The following is a 14692-nucleotide window of genomic DNA, read 5'->3' as shown; positions in this document are numbered from 1 at the left end:
CCGCAAGGATGGGGCGATGATCGAGTCATTGCACGGCCTGCCCGACGGAGTCCTCGGGTTCCGAGCCATCGGTGCGGTAGAGGCGTCCGATTACGAGAGCAGCCTCGACCCGGCGATCGACGCCGCGATCGAGGCGGGCGACAAGGTCAACCTCGTCTTCGTGCTGGGCGAGGAGTTCGAGCGGTACACGCTCGGAGCCCTGTGGCAGGATGCGCAGCTCGAGGGCAAGCCGCCACGCGTCTGGGGACGCATCGCCCTCGTCACCGATCACACCGTCATCGGTGAGATCGTGCACGGCATCGCATTCCTCTTCCCCTGCGAGGTGCGCATCTTCGCCGTCTCGGCGCTCGACGACGCCATTGCGTGGGCGGCCGAGGCCCCGGTCGACGACTGACCTCTCATTCGGCACTGCCGGTCCTGCCGGGCTCCTTGCGGGATGTCGGAGGTCGGCGCGACACTGGATCCGCCACGCGGCCGGGCGCGGCATCCCTCACCTCGATCAGGAGTTCGACATGCCCAGCCTCAACCCGTATCTCTCGTTCCGCACCCAAGCGCGCGACGCCATGACCTTCTATCAGAGCGTGTTCGGCGGTGAGCTCACGATCGACACGTTCGCCGGCTTCGAGGGCATGGTGCAGGATCCCGCCGAGCAGGACCTCGTGATGCACGCGCAACTGACGAGCCCCGAGGGCTTCGTCCTCATGGGCGCCGATACTCCCAGCGGGATGCCGTACTCCGCGCCGGCCGGCATCTCGGTCTCGGTGAGCGGCGACGACGAGGCGTCGCTGCAGGGCTTCTGGGACAAGCTGTCCGACGGCGGCACGGTGGTCATGCCCTTCGACACTCCTCCGTGGGGCGGCCGGTTCGGCATGCTGACCGACCGGTTCGGCATCGACTGGATGATCGCGCTCAACGCGTCGCCCGAAGCCGCGTAGACGGAGCGCCCTAGGCTGGCCGCATGACGACTCGCAGAGGCTGGACGCGCGGCCACTCCGGCTGGGCGTTCGGCACAGCCCTCATGTTCACGCTCGGCATCGTGTTCGGCATGATCTGGGGCAACGTGTGGCTCGGGGTGATCCTCGCAGCGGCGGTGTCGATCGGGTGGCTCATGGCGTACGAGTCGTGGCGAGGCCGCAACGTCGGTCTCGAGAACCGCGAGGACGACGGCGCGCAGCTGTAGGGGAACTGCAGGCACGAGCGCGCTTCGCGCATCGCCCTACCCCTCGCGCCGCGACCGTCGTATCGTGAGCGCCAGGAGGTGCAGCATGCGAGCCAGTGTCGGTGACCGCGTGATCATCCACGGACGCGTCGTCGGAGCGGCGGGCCGCGCCGGCGAAGTCCTCGAGGTACGGGGCGACGAGGCGAATCCGCTGCTCGTCGTGCGGTACGACGACGGGCACGAGGCGATCCTGTCGCCGGGGAGCGACTGCGAGATCCGCCACGAGTCCTGATCCGATGCCGCCGCCGCGTCAGGCGTAGTACAGCGCGACCGCTCGACCGTCGATCTCCCGCACGTCGACGGGCAGTTCGTACAGGTCAGCGAGAAGCTCGGGTCGCATGATGTCGGCGGGCGCCGCATCGGCCACCACCCGGCCGCCGCGCATCGCGATGATGCGGTCGGAATGCGCTGAGGCGAAGTTGATGTCGTGGAGCACGACGATCACCCGCTTGTCGAGCTCGTCGGCCATGCGCCGAAGCAGCCGCATGATCTCGACGGCGTGCTTGAGGTCGAGGTTGTTGAGCGGCTCGTCCAGCAGCACATAGCGGGTGTCCTGCGCGAGGACCATCGCGATGAACGCGCGCTGGCGCTGGCCGCCCGACAGCTCGTCGAGGAATCGTCCGCGCAGCGGCTCTAGGTCGAGGTAGGCGATCGCGCGGTCGACGGCGTCGCGATCGTCGGGGCCGAGACGTCCCCGGGAGTGCGGGAAGCGACCGAACTCGACGAGGTCCGCCACGGTGAGGCGCGCGGTGAGATGGTTGTCCTGGCGGAGCACCGCGATCAGGCGCGCGAGGTCGCGCGGGGCGGCGGTCGCGGCATCCGATCCGTCGATCACGACGCGCCCCGCGACGGGCGCGACCAGGCGCCCGATGACGGAGAACAGTGTCGACTTGCCGGCGCCGTTCGGGCCGATGACGCTCGTGACGCCCACGTCGCCGAGGGTCAGCGACACGTCGTCGAGCACGGTCTGCGGGCCGTAGCGGTGGCTCACGGCGTCGATCTCGATCATCGGGGGCTCCTTCGGAGGATCAGGACGAGGAAGAGGATGCCGCCGGCGAACTCGATCACGACCGACAGCGTCGTCTGCAGCGCGAAGACCCGCTCGAGGACGAGCTGACCGCCGACGAGGCAGACCAGGCCGAGCGCGATGGCCATCGGCAGTGTGTGCCGGTGGCGGAAGGAACCCGCGACGGCGTAGGCGAGGTTCGCGACGATGAGGCCGAAGAAGAGTGTCGGCCCGACCAGCGCGGTCGAGGCGGCGACCATCACGGCGACGAGGCCGAACAGTGCGGTCACGACACGGCGATGACGGATGCCGAGCCCGATCGCCGGCGCCTCCCCCAGCGCCAGCACGTCGAGCGTCGGCAGGAGCGGGACGAGGGCAGTGACGGCGGCGCCCACGATCACGAGGGTGAAGACGAGCAGCTGCGGGTCGGGCCGCGTGAAGCTCGCGAAGAACGCGTCCTGCAGCACGGCGAACTCGGCTGGGTCGATCATGCGCTGCATCCATTCCGAGAGCGAACGGAAGAAGACGCCGAAGACGATGCCGACGAGCAGCATGAGGTGGATGCTGCGAACCGCGCCGCCGGCCCGCCGCGCACCGCCGAAGAGCCACCGGAACAGCAGCATCGCGAAGCCCGCCATCACGATGAGCTCGACGATCCACGAGAGCATCGGATCAGCCGTGGCCAGCGCGAACGAACCGAAGACGAAGACGACGGTGGTCTGGATGAGGATGTACAGGGCGTCGAAGCCCATGATGCCGGGGGTCAGGATGCGGTTGTCGGTGATCGTCTGGAACACCACCGTCGACGCGCCGATCGCCACGGCGACGGCGAGCATCGCCAGCACCGTGCGGCCGCGGATCTTGAGCGCGTAGTCGAGGGATCCGGGCACCGCGGTGAAGAGGTACAGAGCGACGAGCGCGAGCACGACCGCGCCGATCACCGCGAGCCGGACCCCCGGCCGCGCCCACAGGGCCGCGATGGCAGCCCACCCCCGTTCATAACTCCGGATGGTTGCTGAGCGGCCCCTGGATTTCCGCGCGCGAGGAGCACCGCCGGGCTCGTTCATCCGGAGTTGTGAACCGGATTCGGCCGAGACAACCGGGTCGACAGCGCTGCGAGGGTCAGTGCGCATGGGATCCCCTCCTCAGCAGCAGCCACAGGAACAGCGCCGCGCCGATCGTGCCGACGACGACCCCCAGCGGGATCTCGTACGGGAACCTGACGAGGCGGCCGACGAGGTCGCACGCGACGATGAAGCCGGCGCCGAGCACGGCGACCCACGGGATCGAGCGGCGCACGTTGTCTCCCCTGACGAGGCTGACGATGTTGGGGACGACGAGCCCCAGGAACGGGATCATGCCGGCGGTGACGATCACGCACGCCGTGATGATCGCGATGATCGTGATGCCGAGCGCGACGACGCGCCCGTAGTGCAGGCCGAGGTTGGTGGCGAACTCCTCGCCGAGACCGGCGACGCTGAAGCGGTCGGCGGCGACCCACGCGATCGCGACCATCACCGCCGCGACCCAGAGGAACTCGTAGCGCCCGCGCAGCACGCCCGAGAAGTCGCCGGTCATCCAGGCGCCCAGGGTCTGCAGCAGGTCGGTGCGGTAGGCGACGAAGGTCGTGACCGAGCCGATGATGCCGCCCAGCATGATGCCGACGAGCGGCACGAGCATGATCTGCCGCGTGGGCACACGGCGCAGGATCGTGAGGAACAGCGCGGTGCCGGCGAGGGCGAACAACGCCGCGACGGCCATCTTGCCGGCGAGCGGCATCGCGGGGGCGACGAGGGTGACGACCAGGATGCCGAGGGCGGCCGACTCGCCCGTGCCGGCGGTTCCGGGCTCGACGAAGCGGTTCCGCACGATCATCTGCATGATGAGCCCGGCGATCGCCATCGCGGCACCCGCGAGCACGAGCGCGAGCGTGCGCGGGATGCGACTGGCGAACAGCAGCATCGCGGCATCGGAGTCGGCGCCGCCCGCCCAGAGCGCGGCCGGCGACACGTCGGCGACGCCGACGAACACGCTGACGACGGCGAGCGCCGCCAGCACGAGCACGGCGAGCACCCCCGCCCCCGCGCGCGTGATGCGCGCCGGGGCGGAGGTGCCCGTCTCGACGAGGGTCGTCATCGGATCAGGACAGGCCGTCCTGGATCTGGTCGACCATCGTGTTCACGGCGGTGAGGCCGCTCATCACGATGTACCAGGGCGCCGGGTCGAGGTAGACGACCTGGTCGCTCTCCCACGCTGCCGTCTGAGCGACGACCTCGTTGTCGAGGATCTGCTCGGCCGTCTCGGTGCCCTCGCCGGTCGCGGCGTCGCGGTCGACGACGAACATCCACTCCGGGTCGGTCTCGAGCAGGAACTCGAACGACACCGGGTCACCGTGGGTCGCGGCCTCGACGTCTTCGATCGCAGGTGTCACGCCCAGCACGTCGTGCAGCCACCCGAAGCGCGATCCCGGGCCGAACGCGGTGACCTCGCCGCCGCTGGTCAGCACGATGAGCCCGGTGCCGGCGTCGGCTGCGGCATCCTGCGTCTCGGCGATCTTGTCGTCGATCTCGGCGAGCGCGGCCTCGACCTCGTCCTCCTTGCCGAAGATCTGCCCGAGCGTCTCGGCGTTCTGCTGGAAGCTCGGAATGTAGTCGGCCCAGTCGAGGGTCAGGTCGATCGTGGGCGCGATCTCGGCGAGCTCGGGGTAGGCCTCGCTCGAGCGGTTCGCGACGATGATGAGGTCGGGCTCGGCCGCCTCGATCGCGGTGTAGTCGGGCTCGAAGAGCGTGCCGGCGTTGAGGTACTCGTCGCCCTCGTAGGCACTCAGGTATGACGGCAGGTTGCCCTTGGCGACGCCGGCGACCTCGACGCCCAGCGCGTCGAGCGTGTCGAGGCTCGCGAGATCGAGCACGATGACGGTCTCGGGATTCGTGTCGACCTCGGTCTCGCCCTGGGCGTGCTCGATCGTAAGGGTCTCCGGCACGGCTGCGGCGGCGGACTCCTCCGACGCGGCGGGGGTTCCGGTTGCGCAGCCGGCGAGGGCTGCGGCCGTGGTGAGGGCGAGGGATGCTGCGATGAGCGGTCTGATCGTGCGCATGCGGATGGTTCTCCTGTGGGCAGGGTGGAACGGCGCCGCGGAGCCGTCATCGCGCACGACGAACAGCTCCGACGGCGTCGTCGATGGGAGGCCGGATCGGGCGGACATCCGCACTCGACTCCGGCTGAGGGTAGGCTAACCTAAGTTCCATGAACCTGTCGACCCCCGTGACATCGGCCCCCGCTTCCGGCTCCTTTCGGCTGACGCCCCACCCGCTCGAGCTGCGGTTCCGCCGCGTGCGGCTCGCCGCACGGCAGTGGATCACCCCCGAGTACGTGCGGGTGCGCCTGCAGGGCACCGAACTGCGAGGCTTCGAATCGCTCGGCGCTGACGACCACATCCGCGTGTTCTTCCCCGACGGCGACCCGCAGACCGTCGAAGAACTGCGTGCCGCGCCGAGCCGGGAGTACACGCCGCTCGCGTGGGACGACGACTGGCTCGACCTCGAGTTCGCCGTCCACGGCGACGCCGGGGTCGCCGCACCCTGGGCCGCGAACGCACCGCTGGACGCCGTCGCAGGGGTGGGCGGCCCGCGCGGATCGAAGGTGCTCACCGGCCGCCCCGACGCGTGGTTCCTCGCCGGCGACGAGACCGCGGTTCCCGCGATGCGGCGCTTCGCGCACGGAATGGATGCCGATGCCGTCGGCCGCATCCTGGTCGAGGTTCCCGACGCCGACCACGAGCTGCCGATCGAGACGCCCCCGAGTGTCGTCGTCGAGCAGGTGCATCGCGGCGCCTCCCCCGCCGGATCGGCACTTGCCACGCGGCTGGACGCCGTCTCGGCATCCGATCGCCCTTCCGGCGACGTCTTCGGGTTCATCGCGGCGGAGCAGGCGATCGTGAAGCCGGGGCGAGCGCTGCTGCTCGAGCGCTGGGGGCTCCCCGCCGACACGGTGGTCGTGAAGGGCTACTGGAAGCGCGACGAGACCGAGTACCACGCCCCGCACTGAGCGCCACCCGGGCCAGGCGCACGCACCGGTGCCGCGCCTAGACTGAATCCTCGTGTCGAACCGCTGGCTGCCGCTCGGGGCGATCGGGCTCTCGGTGCTGCTGTGGTCGGCCGCGTACGTCGTGTCGGGCTGGGCGCTCGAGACCGGGTCGCCGGCCGTCCTGTCGGTCGGGCGCTTCGCGATCGCGCTCCTCGTGCTGGTGCCGCTCGCCGCGCGCCGACCCGGATTCGTCCGCACGCTGAAGCAGCCCCGAACGCTCGTGCTCGGACTCACCGGGGTGAGCCTCTACTACTCGCTCGCCAACATCGGCCTGCTCTTCACGACACCGGGCACCGCGGCGCTGACGGCCGCGTTCCTGCCGGTGCTCACCGCCGCCGCCGCCGTCGCGATGATCCATGAGCGACTCTCGCGCCGCACGTGGATCGGGCTGGCGCTCGCGACCCTCGGGGTGGCACTGGTGGCGGCATCCGGATTCCGCATCGATGTGGGCGTGCTCCTCAACATCGCGGCGCTGGCCTCGTACGCGATCTACACGGTGCTGCTCCGCAAGGATGCGGGGCGCCCCGATGCGCCCGATGCGATCGTGCTGGCGACGGCGACGGGCGTCTGGGGCACGGCGATCCTCCTCCCCTGGCTCGCGTGGGAGGCAGTGACGGGCACGCTCGCCGTGCCCACGGATACGCGCGGGCTTCTCAGCATCCTCGTCCTCGCCCTCGTCGTCACCGCACCGACGCTCGTGCTGTTCAACTACGGAGCCGAGCGCCTGCCCGCGGCGATCTCGGGCGTCGCAACCGCCGCGATCCCCGCCCTCGGGTACGGCTTCGCGCTGCTGCTCGGCGAACCGCTCGACCCCATCAAGGCCCTGGGCGGCGCGATCGCGCTGGTGGGCGTCGTGATCGCGACGCTCGCGACGCCCGACATCGAGCCGAGCCCGCCGGGGTCGGGGCTTCCCGAACCGGCAGACCTCGCGACCGGCCCGATCGGCACGAGCAGCGACAGAACGGCGTAGCCCGGCGTCCGCCAAGATGGACGGGGAACGACCCCGAGGAGGCAGGCATGAGGATCGCGATCGCCGGCGGCAGCGGACTCGCCGGCACCCCGACGGCCGAGATCGCGCGCACGCGCGGACACGACGTCGTGATCCTCGCGCGCGGCCACGGCGTCGAACTGCTCAGCGGATCCGGGCTCACCGGCGCCCTCCGCGGTGTCGACGCCGTCATCGACGTCTCGAACGTCGCGACCCTCAAGCCCGACGTCTCGGTCTCGTTCTTCGCCGGCGCGACGCGCAACCTGCTCGCCGCCGAGCGCGCCGCCGGGGTCGGGCACCACATCGTGTTGACGATCGTGGGGGCGGATGCCGCTCCCGACGGCTATTACGCCGGCAAGCTCGTGCAGGAGCGGCTCGTCGAGGCCGGCTCGACGCCGTGGACGATCCAGCGCGCGACCCAGTTCCACGAGTTCGCGCCGATGATGTACCACTCCGCAAAGGCGGGCCCCCTGCACCTCGCTCCACGCGCCCGCACGCAGCCCATCGCGGTGCGAGAGGTCGCGGAGCATCTCGTGACCCTCGCGGAGCAGCCGCCCGCCGGGCGCGCTCTCGAGCTCGGCGGCCCCCAGGAGGAGAGCCTCGTCGAGATGGTTCGCGCCTACGCCCGCGCGATCGGCGGGCCGTCGTGGATCCCCGCGGTCTCGCTGCCCGGAACGTTCGGACGTGCCCAGCGCAGTGGCGCGCTGCTTCCCGGCCCGGGCGCGATCCTCGGGCGGCAGACGTACGCCGAATGGCTCGACGAGCTGCCCGACGCCTGAGGCTACATCTCCTCGTGCGTGTCGGGGTCGCCGTCCCAGAGCCGTCCGCGCTCGAGGCCCGAGATCACGGCGACCTGATCGTCGGTGAGCGTGAAGCCGAAGACGTCGGCGTTCTCGCGCTGACGGTCGGGATCGGCCGACTTCGGGATCGGCGTGCTGCCGAGCTGCGTGTGCCAGCGCAGCACGACCTGCGTGGGCGTCACGTCGTGCACGACGGCGAGCTCCTGCAGCAGCTGCTCGGTGAGCAGCTCGCTGCGGCGGGCCAGCGGGCTCCAGCTCTCGGTGCGGATGCCGTGCTCGGCGTGGAAGGCGCGCAGCGCCTCCTGCGGGAAGTAGGGGTGCAGCTCGACCTGGTTGACGGCGGGCGTGACGCCCGTCTCGTCGATGAGCTCGGTGAGCATCGCTTCGGTGAAGTTCGAGACGCCGATCGAGCGCACGAGACCGCGCTCGCGCGCCTCGATCATGCCGCGCCACGTGTCGACGTACTTGCCGACGCTGGGGTTCGGCCAGTGGATCAGCTGCAGGTCGATGCGGTCGAGGCCGAGAAGCCCGAGCGAGCCCTGGATGCTGTCGACGGCCTCGTCGAACCCGTGATGGCGGCCCGGGATCTTCGACACGACGAGCAGGTCGTCGCGCTCGACGTCGGAGCGGCGGACGGCCTCGCCGACCTCGCGCTCGTTCTCGTAGTTCACGGCGGTGTCGAGCAGCCGGTAACCCGACGAGATCGCCGCGACGATGGCGTCGATGCCCTCCTCGCCGCGCAGGTTGTAGGTGCCGAGTCCGAGTTCGGGAAACCAGGTGCCGTCGTTCAGGGTCACGGTGGGGATGTTCAGCATGGGGTCCATTCTGGCGCGAACACCGACGGATCGGGCCGGGGTTGACACATCGCGCGGTTCACCGGGCGACGGCGCGAATCCGCTCACGGGAATCCGGGATGCCGCGCTCGACGCGCTGCCACGTGCCGTCGCCCTGGCGAACGTCGTACGCCGCGAAGGCGCACGCGATCCCGTTCGCCGTCATGAGGTCTGCCGAGTCCATGAGCTGGAAGTGGAGGTGCGGCGAGGTCGAGTTGCCGGTGTGGCCGACCCGCCCGATCACCTCGCCCGCGCGCACGCGCTGACCCGCTGCGACACCGACCGAGCCGGGCGCGAGGTGCGCGAAGCCGGCGAAGATCTCGCCGGCGCGCAGAATCACGTGGTTCCCCAGGATCGACGGGATCTTCTCGGGCCGGAAGGTGATGCCGTTCCAGAGCATGCGCGCGACCTCGCGGAACGGGTTGATCCAGCCCCGCTCCGCGACACCGTCGATCGCGGCGACGACCTCGGCGTCGAACGGCGCGTGGACGGGGCTCCCCCACGCGTAGCACTCGGTCGTGCGCCCACCGACCGTCGAGGCGACCAGGGTCGATGTCGGATGCACGTGGACGCCCGGCCGATCGTCGACCTTCACGAAGTCGTACGCGTACCGCTGACCGAGGAGGTCGACGCCGTGGCTCGGCACGCGTGCCGCCGGGGTGGTGACGGCCATCCAGCCCTCGCCGCGCAGCGGGAAGTCCACCACGACCGGGTTCTCGAGCTCGTGCGGCACGCCACCGAGCGTAGCCGTCGCCGCTCTCAGCCCGACAGGGTCAGCGAACCCGGCCGCGCGCCCAGCAGCGTCTCGGCGGCACGGGACGTCTGGGCGATCGCGGTGGCGGGATCGACCTCGCGCACGAGCGACTGCGCATTGATGCCGTCGACCATCCCCATGATCTGCCACGCCACGTCGGCGGCCTCGTCGGTCGCGAACACACCCGCCGCGCGACCTTCGTCGACGATCTCGACGAGCAGCTCCTGCCAACGCGCCATCTGGGCGCGCACCGCGACAGCGAGCGCCTCGTTGCGGCGCGCCGTCGCCCACGCCTCGACCCACACGACGGTGAGGTCTTCGCGCAAGCCGTCGAGAAGCGTGCCGAGAAGTCGCGCCATGCGATCTGCGGGTTCGGATGCCGTCGCCAGCAGCGCCCGCACGTCGGCGATCTCGGCGGTGACGAGGTCGGTGTAGACGCGGGCGACGAGGTCGTCCATCGACGGCTGATAGTGGGCGATCAGCCCCGACGCGACTCCCGCGCGCTGCGCGACGGCCCGCAGCGTCAGGGCGCTGAGGCCGCTCTCCTGGGCGAGCGCGGTGGCCGCCTTGACGATCTCCGCGGCGCGCTCGGCCGGCGCCTTGCGGGTGCGCGCTCGGGAATCCGTGGTTGACATCTCACCGCCAGTGTAGGTAGCTTGCTTATTGATCGCTTGATCAATAGTACCCCCAATGGAGGGAGGGCGCCATGAGCATCACCGACATCGACGCGAGTGCACCGACGATCACGCACCCGCGCGACCGAGCCGACGCCGGCCAGAGTGACCGGGTCGGCCGCATCGAGACGCGCGGCATCGATCAGATCCCCGACGCAGAGCGCCACGGCCGGCCGCAGACGCTCTTCGGCATCTGGGCGGCCGCGAACGTCGTGTATCTCAACATCGTCCTCGGCGCGCTCCTGGTGCTGCTCGGCCTCGGCCTCTGGGAATCCCTCGCGATCTGCGTGCTCGGCAACCTCTGGTGGTTCGTCATCGGGTGGATCTCGATCAGCGGCCCCGCCTCGGGCACCCCGAGCGTCATGATCATGCGCGCGATGTTCGGCGTGCGCGGCAACGCGGTGTTCGGCTCGGGTCTGGGCGTTCTGATCGGGCTCTTCTACATCGTGCTGAACCTCGCGTTCGCGACGCTGGCCACCGAGGCGCTGCTCGCGACGATGGGCATCGCGGTGCCCGGCGGGCTCAGCGCGCTCGTGCTCGTCACGGTCGCCGCGGTCAGCACCGCCGTGAGCGTCTTCGGCCACGCAACGATCGAGAAGCTGAGTCCGTACATCTCGATCGGGGTCGGCGTGTGCTTCGTCGCCGTGGGCATCTTCGTCGTGACGGCGGCGGACTGGTCGTACGCGCCGGCCGCGCTCCCTGCCGGCGATCACACCGCGATGTGGCTCCTGGGCCTCACCGTCATCGCCTCCACTCCCCTGTCATGGGGCACGAGCGCCGACTACTCCCGCTACCTGCCGCCCGCGACCCCGAAGCGTCGGATCGTGCTGTGGACCGCCCTCGGCGGGTTCGTTCCGGGCGTGCTGCTGTGCGCGCTCGGCGTGCTGGCTGCGACCGCGGTCGACATGACCGACCCGCAGACCGCACTCGCCGAGATCCTGCCGTCGTGGCTGTACCCGATCTTCCTCATCGCCGTGATCGCGGGCACCATCGCCAACAACGTGCTGTGCTCGTACTCGACAGGCCTCTACGCGCAGGCATTCGCGCCGCGGGTACGCCGTGCGGCATCCGTCGCCGTGGTGGGCGTTGTCGCCGCGGTGCTCGCAGCCGCCCTCCTCTACGCCGCCACGAGCCTCCTCGAGACCATGAACTACGCGATCGAGATCGCCGTCGCGGTCATGGGCCCCCTCGTCGCGGTCTATGCGGTCGACATCTGGCTGCGCCGCAACGCGTACGACGGTCGCGCGCTCAACGACACGACTCCCGCGAGCCCGTTCTGGTACCGCGGCGGCTGGTTCGCGCCCGGGACCATCGCGATGGTCGTCGCGACCACGATCGCCGTGCTCATGGTCAACACGACCCTGTACACCGGCCCGATCGCCGCGGCCCTCGGCGGAGCCGACGTGTCGTCGATCGCGGGCCCCGCCATCGCCGGCACCCTGTACGCGGTGCTCTGGCGCACCACCCGCCCGTATCGCGATCGCGCGGCCCGCCCTGCGCTGGCGTGGACGGTCGGCCAGAATGAGACCGAGGAGCGACCATGACCTGGATGATGCCGCACGAAGGCGCCGAGCACGAACGCACCTGGATGGCCTTCCCGAACGAGGGCCCGACCCTGGGCGACGATCCCGCCGAGCACGAGCGCTTCTATGCGGCGTGGACGGCGGTCGCCCACGCGGTGGCCGAGTTCGAGCCGGTCACGATGCTCGCCGACCCGTCGAAGGCAGACCGCGCGCGGAACATGCTCGGATCGGGGATCGAGATCGTCGAGACTCCGGTCGACGAGTTCTGGTTCCGCGATCACGGGCCGACCTTCGTCGTCGACGCCGACCGCCCCGGTGTGCTCGGCGCGGTCGACTGGGTGTTCAACGGCTGGGGCGCGCCCGATTGGGCAGCGTGGGCGAAGGCGGCCGCGCACGCGCGGTTCGTCGCGGATCTCGTGGGTGCAGAAGTCGTCCCCTCGCTCCTCGTGAACGAGGGCGGCGGCATCCACGTCGACGGCGAGGGAACGGTGCTGCTCACCGAGACTGTGCAGCTCGACCCGCGCCGCAACCGCTTCGCCGACCGCACTCGCGTCGAGGCCGAGATGGCCCGCACGATCGGCGCGACGAAGGCGGTGTGGCTCCCCCGCGGCCTCACGCGCGATTACGACGAGTTCGGCACGAACGGGCACGTCGACATCGTCGCGACGATCCCCTCGCCCGGGCGCCTGCTGCTCCACGAACAGCGCAACCCCGATCACCCCGACTTCGCGGTGACGCGCGAGCTGCGGGCCTTGCTTTCTCATGAGACGGATGCCGCGGGCCGCCGCTTCGAGATCATCGACCTGCCGGCACCCGACGTGCTCCGCGACGACGAGGGCTTCGTCGACTACAGCTACGTCAACCACCTCGTCGTCAACGGCGGCGTCATCGCGTGCGGCTTCGGCGAAGAGACCGCCGATGCGCGAGCGCGCGAGATCCTCGAGGCCGCCTACCCCGGCCGCCGCGCCGTGACGGTGGACGCCCGCCAGATCTTCGCGGGTGGCGGCGGCATCCACTGCATCACCCAGCAGCAGCCGGCACTCCCCCGGGTCGCTGAGCGAGCGAAGCGAGACGAAGCGTGACCGCGCGCTTCCGCGTCGTCGAGGCGACGATCGCCGAGCTGCGCGCCGCGCTGGAATCGGGCGCGGTGACCAGCGTCGAACTCGTCGACGCCTACCTCGCCCGCATCGAGACCTACGACAAGACCGGTATCCGGCTCAACGCGGTCATCGTCGACAATCCCGAAGCGCGGGCCGAGGCTGCGGCATCCGATCGCCGTCGCGCCGCGGGCGAGACGCTCGGTCCGCTCGACGGCATCCCGTACACCGCGAAGGACAGCTTCATGGTGCAGGGGCTCACGGTCGCGGCCGGGTCGCCCGCGTTCGCCGACCTCACAGCGACCCGCGATGCGTTCTCGATCGAGCGGCTGCGGGCGGCGGGGTGCGTGTGCCTCGGGCTCACGAACATGCCGCCGATGGCGAACGGCGGCATGCAGCGCGGGCTCTACGGCCGCGCCGAGAGCCCATACAACGCCGACTTCCTCACGAGCGCGTTCGGGTCGGGGTCGTCCAACGGCTCGGGTACCGCGACAGCCGCGTCCTTCGCCGCCTTCGGGCTCGGCGAAGAGACCTGGTCGAGCGGGCGGGCGCCGGCGTCGAACAACGCACTGTGCGCGTACACCCCCTCGCGGGGCGTGATCTCGGTGCGAGGCAACTGGCCGCTCGTGCCGACGATGGACGTCGTCGTGCCGCACACCCGCACGATGGCCGACCTGCTCGAGATCCTCGACGCGCTCGTCGCCGACGACCCCGAGTCCCGTGGCGATTTCTGGCGGGCGCAGCCGTGGATCACGCTCCCGCCTGCGTCGACCGTGCGCCCGGACTCGTACCCGGCGCTCGCGCCCGCGGATGCGGATGCCGCACGCGCGTCGCTGGCCGGCAGGCGCTTCGGCGTTCCGCGGATGTACATCAACGCCGACCCCGATGCGGGGACGAACCCCGATGGCGGGATCGGCGGCTCGACCGGTCAGCGCATCGAGACCCGGGCGTCGGTGATCGCGCTGTGGGAGCACGCTCGCCGTGACCTCGAGGAGGCCGGCGCGGTCGTGGTCGAGGTCGACTTCCCCGCGGTGTCGAACTACGAGGGCGACCGGCCGGGTGCACCCACGATCGCGACGCGGGGGCTCGTCTCACCTGAGTTTCTCCACCGCGAGATCGTCGACCTGTCGGCCTGGGCGTGGGACGACTTCCTGCGGGCCAACGGGGACCCGCAGCTCGACCGGCTGGACGACGTCGACGGCGCGGCGATCTTCCCGCACCCCGAAGGCGCCCTGCCCGACCGGTATACCGGCTTCGACGACGACATCGTCACCTACCCCGCGCAGGTGCGCGAGCATCCGTATGCCTCGATCGCCGAGATCCCCGAGCTCGCCGCGGGCCTGGCCGGGCTCGAAGAGACCCGCCGCCTCGACTTCGAGGAGTGGATGCGGGAGCAGGGTCTCGACGCCGTCCTCTTCCCGGCCGTCGCCGACGTCGGGCCCGCCGATGCCGATGTGAACGAGGAGTCGGCCGTCCGCGCGTGGGCGAACGGCGTGTGGGTCGCCAACGGAAACCTCGCGATCCGTCACCTCGGGATCCCCACGGTGACGGTCCCCATGGGCACGATGGCCGACATCGGGATGCCGGTCGGGCTCACCTTCGCGGGGCCGGCGTACACCGACGCCGAACTGCTGCGGCTCGCGGCGGCCTTCGAGGCCCTTGCGCCGCGGCGCACGCCACCGGGGCGGACGCCCGAACTGGCCTGAGCCCTG

Annotated in this window: 17 protein-coding genes; 10 read left to right on the top strand and 7 right to left on the bottom strand. The window is 70.7% G+C overall.

Annotated elements, in window-relative coordinates:
• Window positions 1-16 precede the first annotated feature (16 nt).
• The 4 genes from FFS15_RS00340 (at window position 17) to FFS15_RS00325 (ending at window position 1451) form a co-directional block, all read left to right on the top strand.
• Window positions 17-394: an STAS/SEC14 domain-containing protein gene (locus tag FFS15_RS00340; protein ID WP_137843023.1), complete on the top strand. Its 378-nt coding sequence runs from the start codon at window positions 17-19 to the stop codon at window positions 392-394.
• 118 nt (window positions 395-512) lie between these two features.
• Window positions 513-935: a VOC family protein gene (locus tag FFS15_RS00335; RefSeq protein WP_137843022.1), complete on the top strand. Its 423-nt coding sequence runs from the start codon at window positions 513-515 to the stop codon at window positions 933-935.
• Between the two features lie 23 nt (window positions 936-958).
• Window positions 959-1180, top strand: a complete 222-nt coding sequence (locus tag FFS15_RS00330) for a hypothetical protein (RefSeq protein ID WP_137843021.1) — start codon at window positions 959-961, stop codon at window positions 1178-1180.
• A gap of 85 nt (window positions 1181-1265) precedes the next feature.
• A complete protein-coding gene (locus FFS15_RS00325) occupies window positions 1266-1451 on the top strand; it encodes a DUF1918 domain-containing protein (RefSeq protein ID WP_137843020.1) in 186 nt (61 codons plus the stop codon).
• A gap of 18 nt (window positions 1452-1469) precedes the next feature.
• Here FFS15_RS00325 and FFS15_RS00320 read toward each other — a convergent pair whose 3' ends face one another.
• The 4 genes from FFS15_RS00320 to FFS15_RS00305 form a co-directional block, all read right to left on the bottom strand.
• Window positions 1470-2228: an ATP-binding cassette domain-containing protein gene (locus FFS15_RS00320; protein WP_137843019.1), complete on the bottom strand. Its 759-nt coding sequence runs from the start codon at window positions 2226-2228 to the stop codon at window positions 1470-1472.
• Window positions 2225-3166 (bottom strand): iron chelate uptake ABC transporter family permease subunit, encoded by a 942-nt coding sequence (locus tag FFS15_RS00315; protein ID WP_249353600.1) that lies wholly within the window; start codon window positions 3164-3166, stop codon window positions 2225-2227. Before FFS15_RS00315 ends, FFS15_RS00320 begins: the two co-directional genes overlap by 4 nt.
• A 181-nt stretch (window positions 3167-3347) precedes the next feature.
• Window positions 3348-4361, bottom strand: coding sequence for an ABC transporter permease (locus FFS15_RS00310; protein WP_137843018.1), 1014 nt, complete (start codon window positions 4359-4361; stop codon window positions 3348-3350).
• 4 nt (window positions 4362-4365) lie between these two features.
• Window positions 4366-5322 carry a siderophore ABC transporter substrate-binding protein gene (locus tag FFS15_RS00305; RefSeq protein ID WP_137843017.1) on the bottom strand — a complete coding sequence of 319 codons (957 nt, stop codon included), beginning with the start codon at window positions 5320-5322 and terminating at the stop codon, window positions 4366-4368.
• A gap of 149 nt (window positions 5323-5471) precedes the next feature.
• On the opposite strand from FFS15_RS00305, the gene FFS15_RS00300 reads away from it, so the two are divergent.
• From FFS15_RS00300 to FFS15_RS00290, 3 genes are read left to right on the top strand one after another with little or no spacing between them, the layout of a single operon-like run.
• Window positions 5472-6272, top strand: a complete 801-nt coding sequence (locus FFS15_RS00300; RefSeq protein ID WP_137843016.1) for a siderophore-interacting protein — start codon at window positions 5472-5474, stop codon at window positions 6270-6272.
• 52 nt (window positions 6273-6324) lie between these two features.
• Window positions 6325-7281: a DMT family transporter gene (locus tag FFS15_RS00295; protein ID WP_137843015.1), complete on the top strand. Its 957-nt coding sequence runs from the start codon at window positions 6325-6327 to the stop codon at window positions 7279-7281.
• Between the two features lie 47 nt (window positions 7282-7328).
• A complete protein-coding gene (locus FFS15_RS00290; RefSeq protein WP_137843014.1) occupies window positions 7329-8078 on the top strand; it encodes an NAD(P)H-binding protein in 750 nt (249 codons plus the stop codon).
• 2 nt (window positions 8079-8080) lie between these two features.
• On the opposite strand, the gene FFS15_RS00285 is transcribed toward FFS15_RS00290, so the two are convergent.
• Genes FFS15_RS00285 through FFS15_RS00275 form a run of 3 tightly spaced genes read right to left on the bottom strand, consistent with a single transcriptional unit; the run spans window position 8081 to window position 10321 of the window.
• Window positions 8081-8914 carry an aldo/keto reductase gene (locus FFS15_RS00285; RefSeq protein WP_137843013.1) on the bottom strand — a complete coding sequence of 278 codons (834 nt, stop codon included), beginning with the start codon at window positions 8912-8914 and terminating at the stop codon, window positions 8081-8083.
• Between the two features lie 58 nt (window positions 8915-8972).
• Window positions 8973-9665, bottom strand: a complete 693-nt coding sequence (locus tag FFS15_RS00280) for a M23 family metallopeptidase (RefSeq protein WP_137843012.1) — start codon at window positions 9663-9665, stop codon at window positions 8973-8975.
• Window positions 9666-9691: 26 nt separating this feature from the next.
• Window positions 9692-10321, bottom strand: a complete 630-nt coding sequence (locus FFS15_RS00275) for a TetR family transcriptional regulator C-terminal domain-containing protein (RefSeq protein WP_137843011.1) — start codon at window positions 10319-10321, stop codon at window positions 9692-9694.
• Between the two features lie 71 nt (window positions 10322-10392).
• Here FFS15_RS00275 and FFS15_RS00270 point away from each other — a divergent pair, with 71 nt between their 5' ends.
• From FFS15_RS00270 to FFS15_RS00260, 3 genes are read left to right on the top strand one after another with little or no spacing between them, the layout of a single operon-like run.
• The gene (locus FFS15_RS00270; protein ID WP_137843010.1) at window positions 10393-11904 is read left to right on the top strand and encodes a cytosine permease; all 1512 of its coding nucleotides are present in this window, start codon (window positions 10393-10395) and stop codon (window positions 11902-11904) included.
• Window positions 11901-12965, top strand: coding sequence for an agmatine deiminase family protein (locus FFS15_RS00265; protein WP_137843009.1), 1065 nt, complete (start codon window positions 11901-11903; stop codon window positions 12963-12965). The genes FFS15_RS00270 and FFS15_RS00265 overlap by 4 nt, the downstream gene beginning before the upstream one ends.
• Window positions 12962-14686 carry an amidase gene (locus tag FFS15_RS00260; RefSeq protein WP_137843008.1) on the top strand — a complete coding sequence of 575 codons (1725 nt, stop codon included), beginning with the start codon at window positions 12962-12964 and terminating at the stop codon, window positions 14684-14686. Before FFS15_RS00265 ends, FFS15_RS00260 begins: the two co-directional genes overlap by 4 nt.
• Window positions 14687-14692: the final 6 nt, after the last annotated feature.

It is taken from the genome of Microbacterium sp. 2FI (assembly GCF_005502885.1).
In the GTDB taxonomy this organism is placed as follows: domain Bacteria; phylum Actinomycetota; class Actinomycetes; order Actinomycetales; family Microbacteriaceae; genus Microbacterium.
This window is presented reverse-complemented; position numbering and strand designations above follow the sequence as displayed.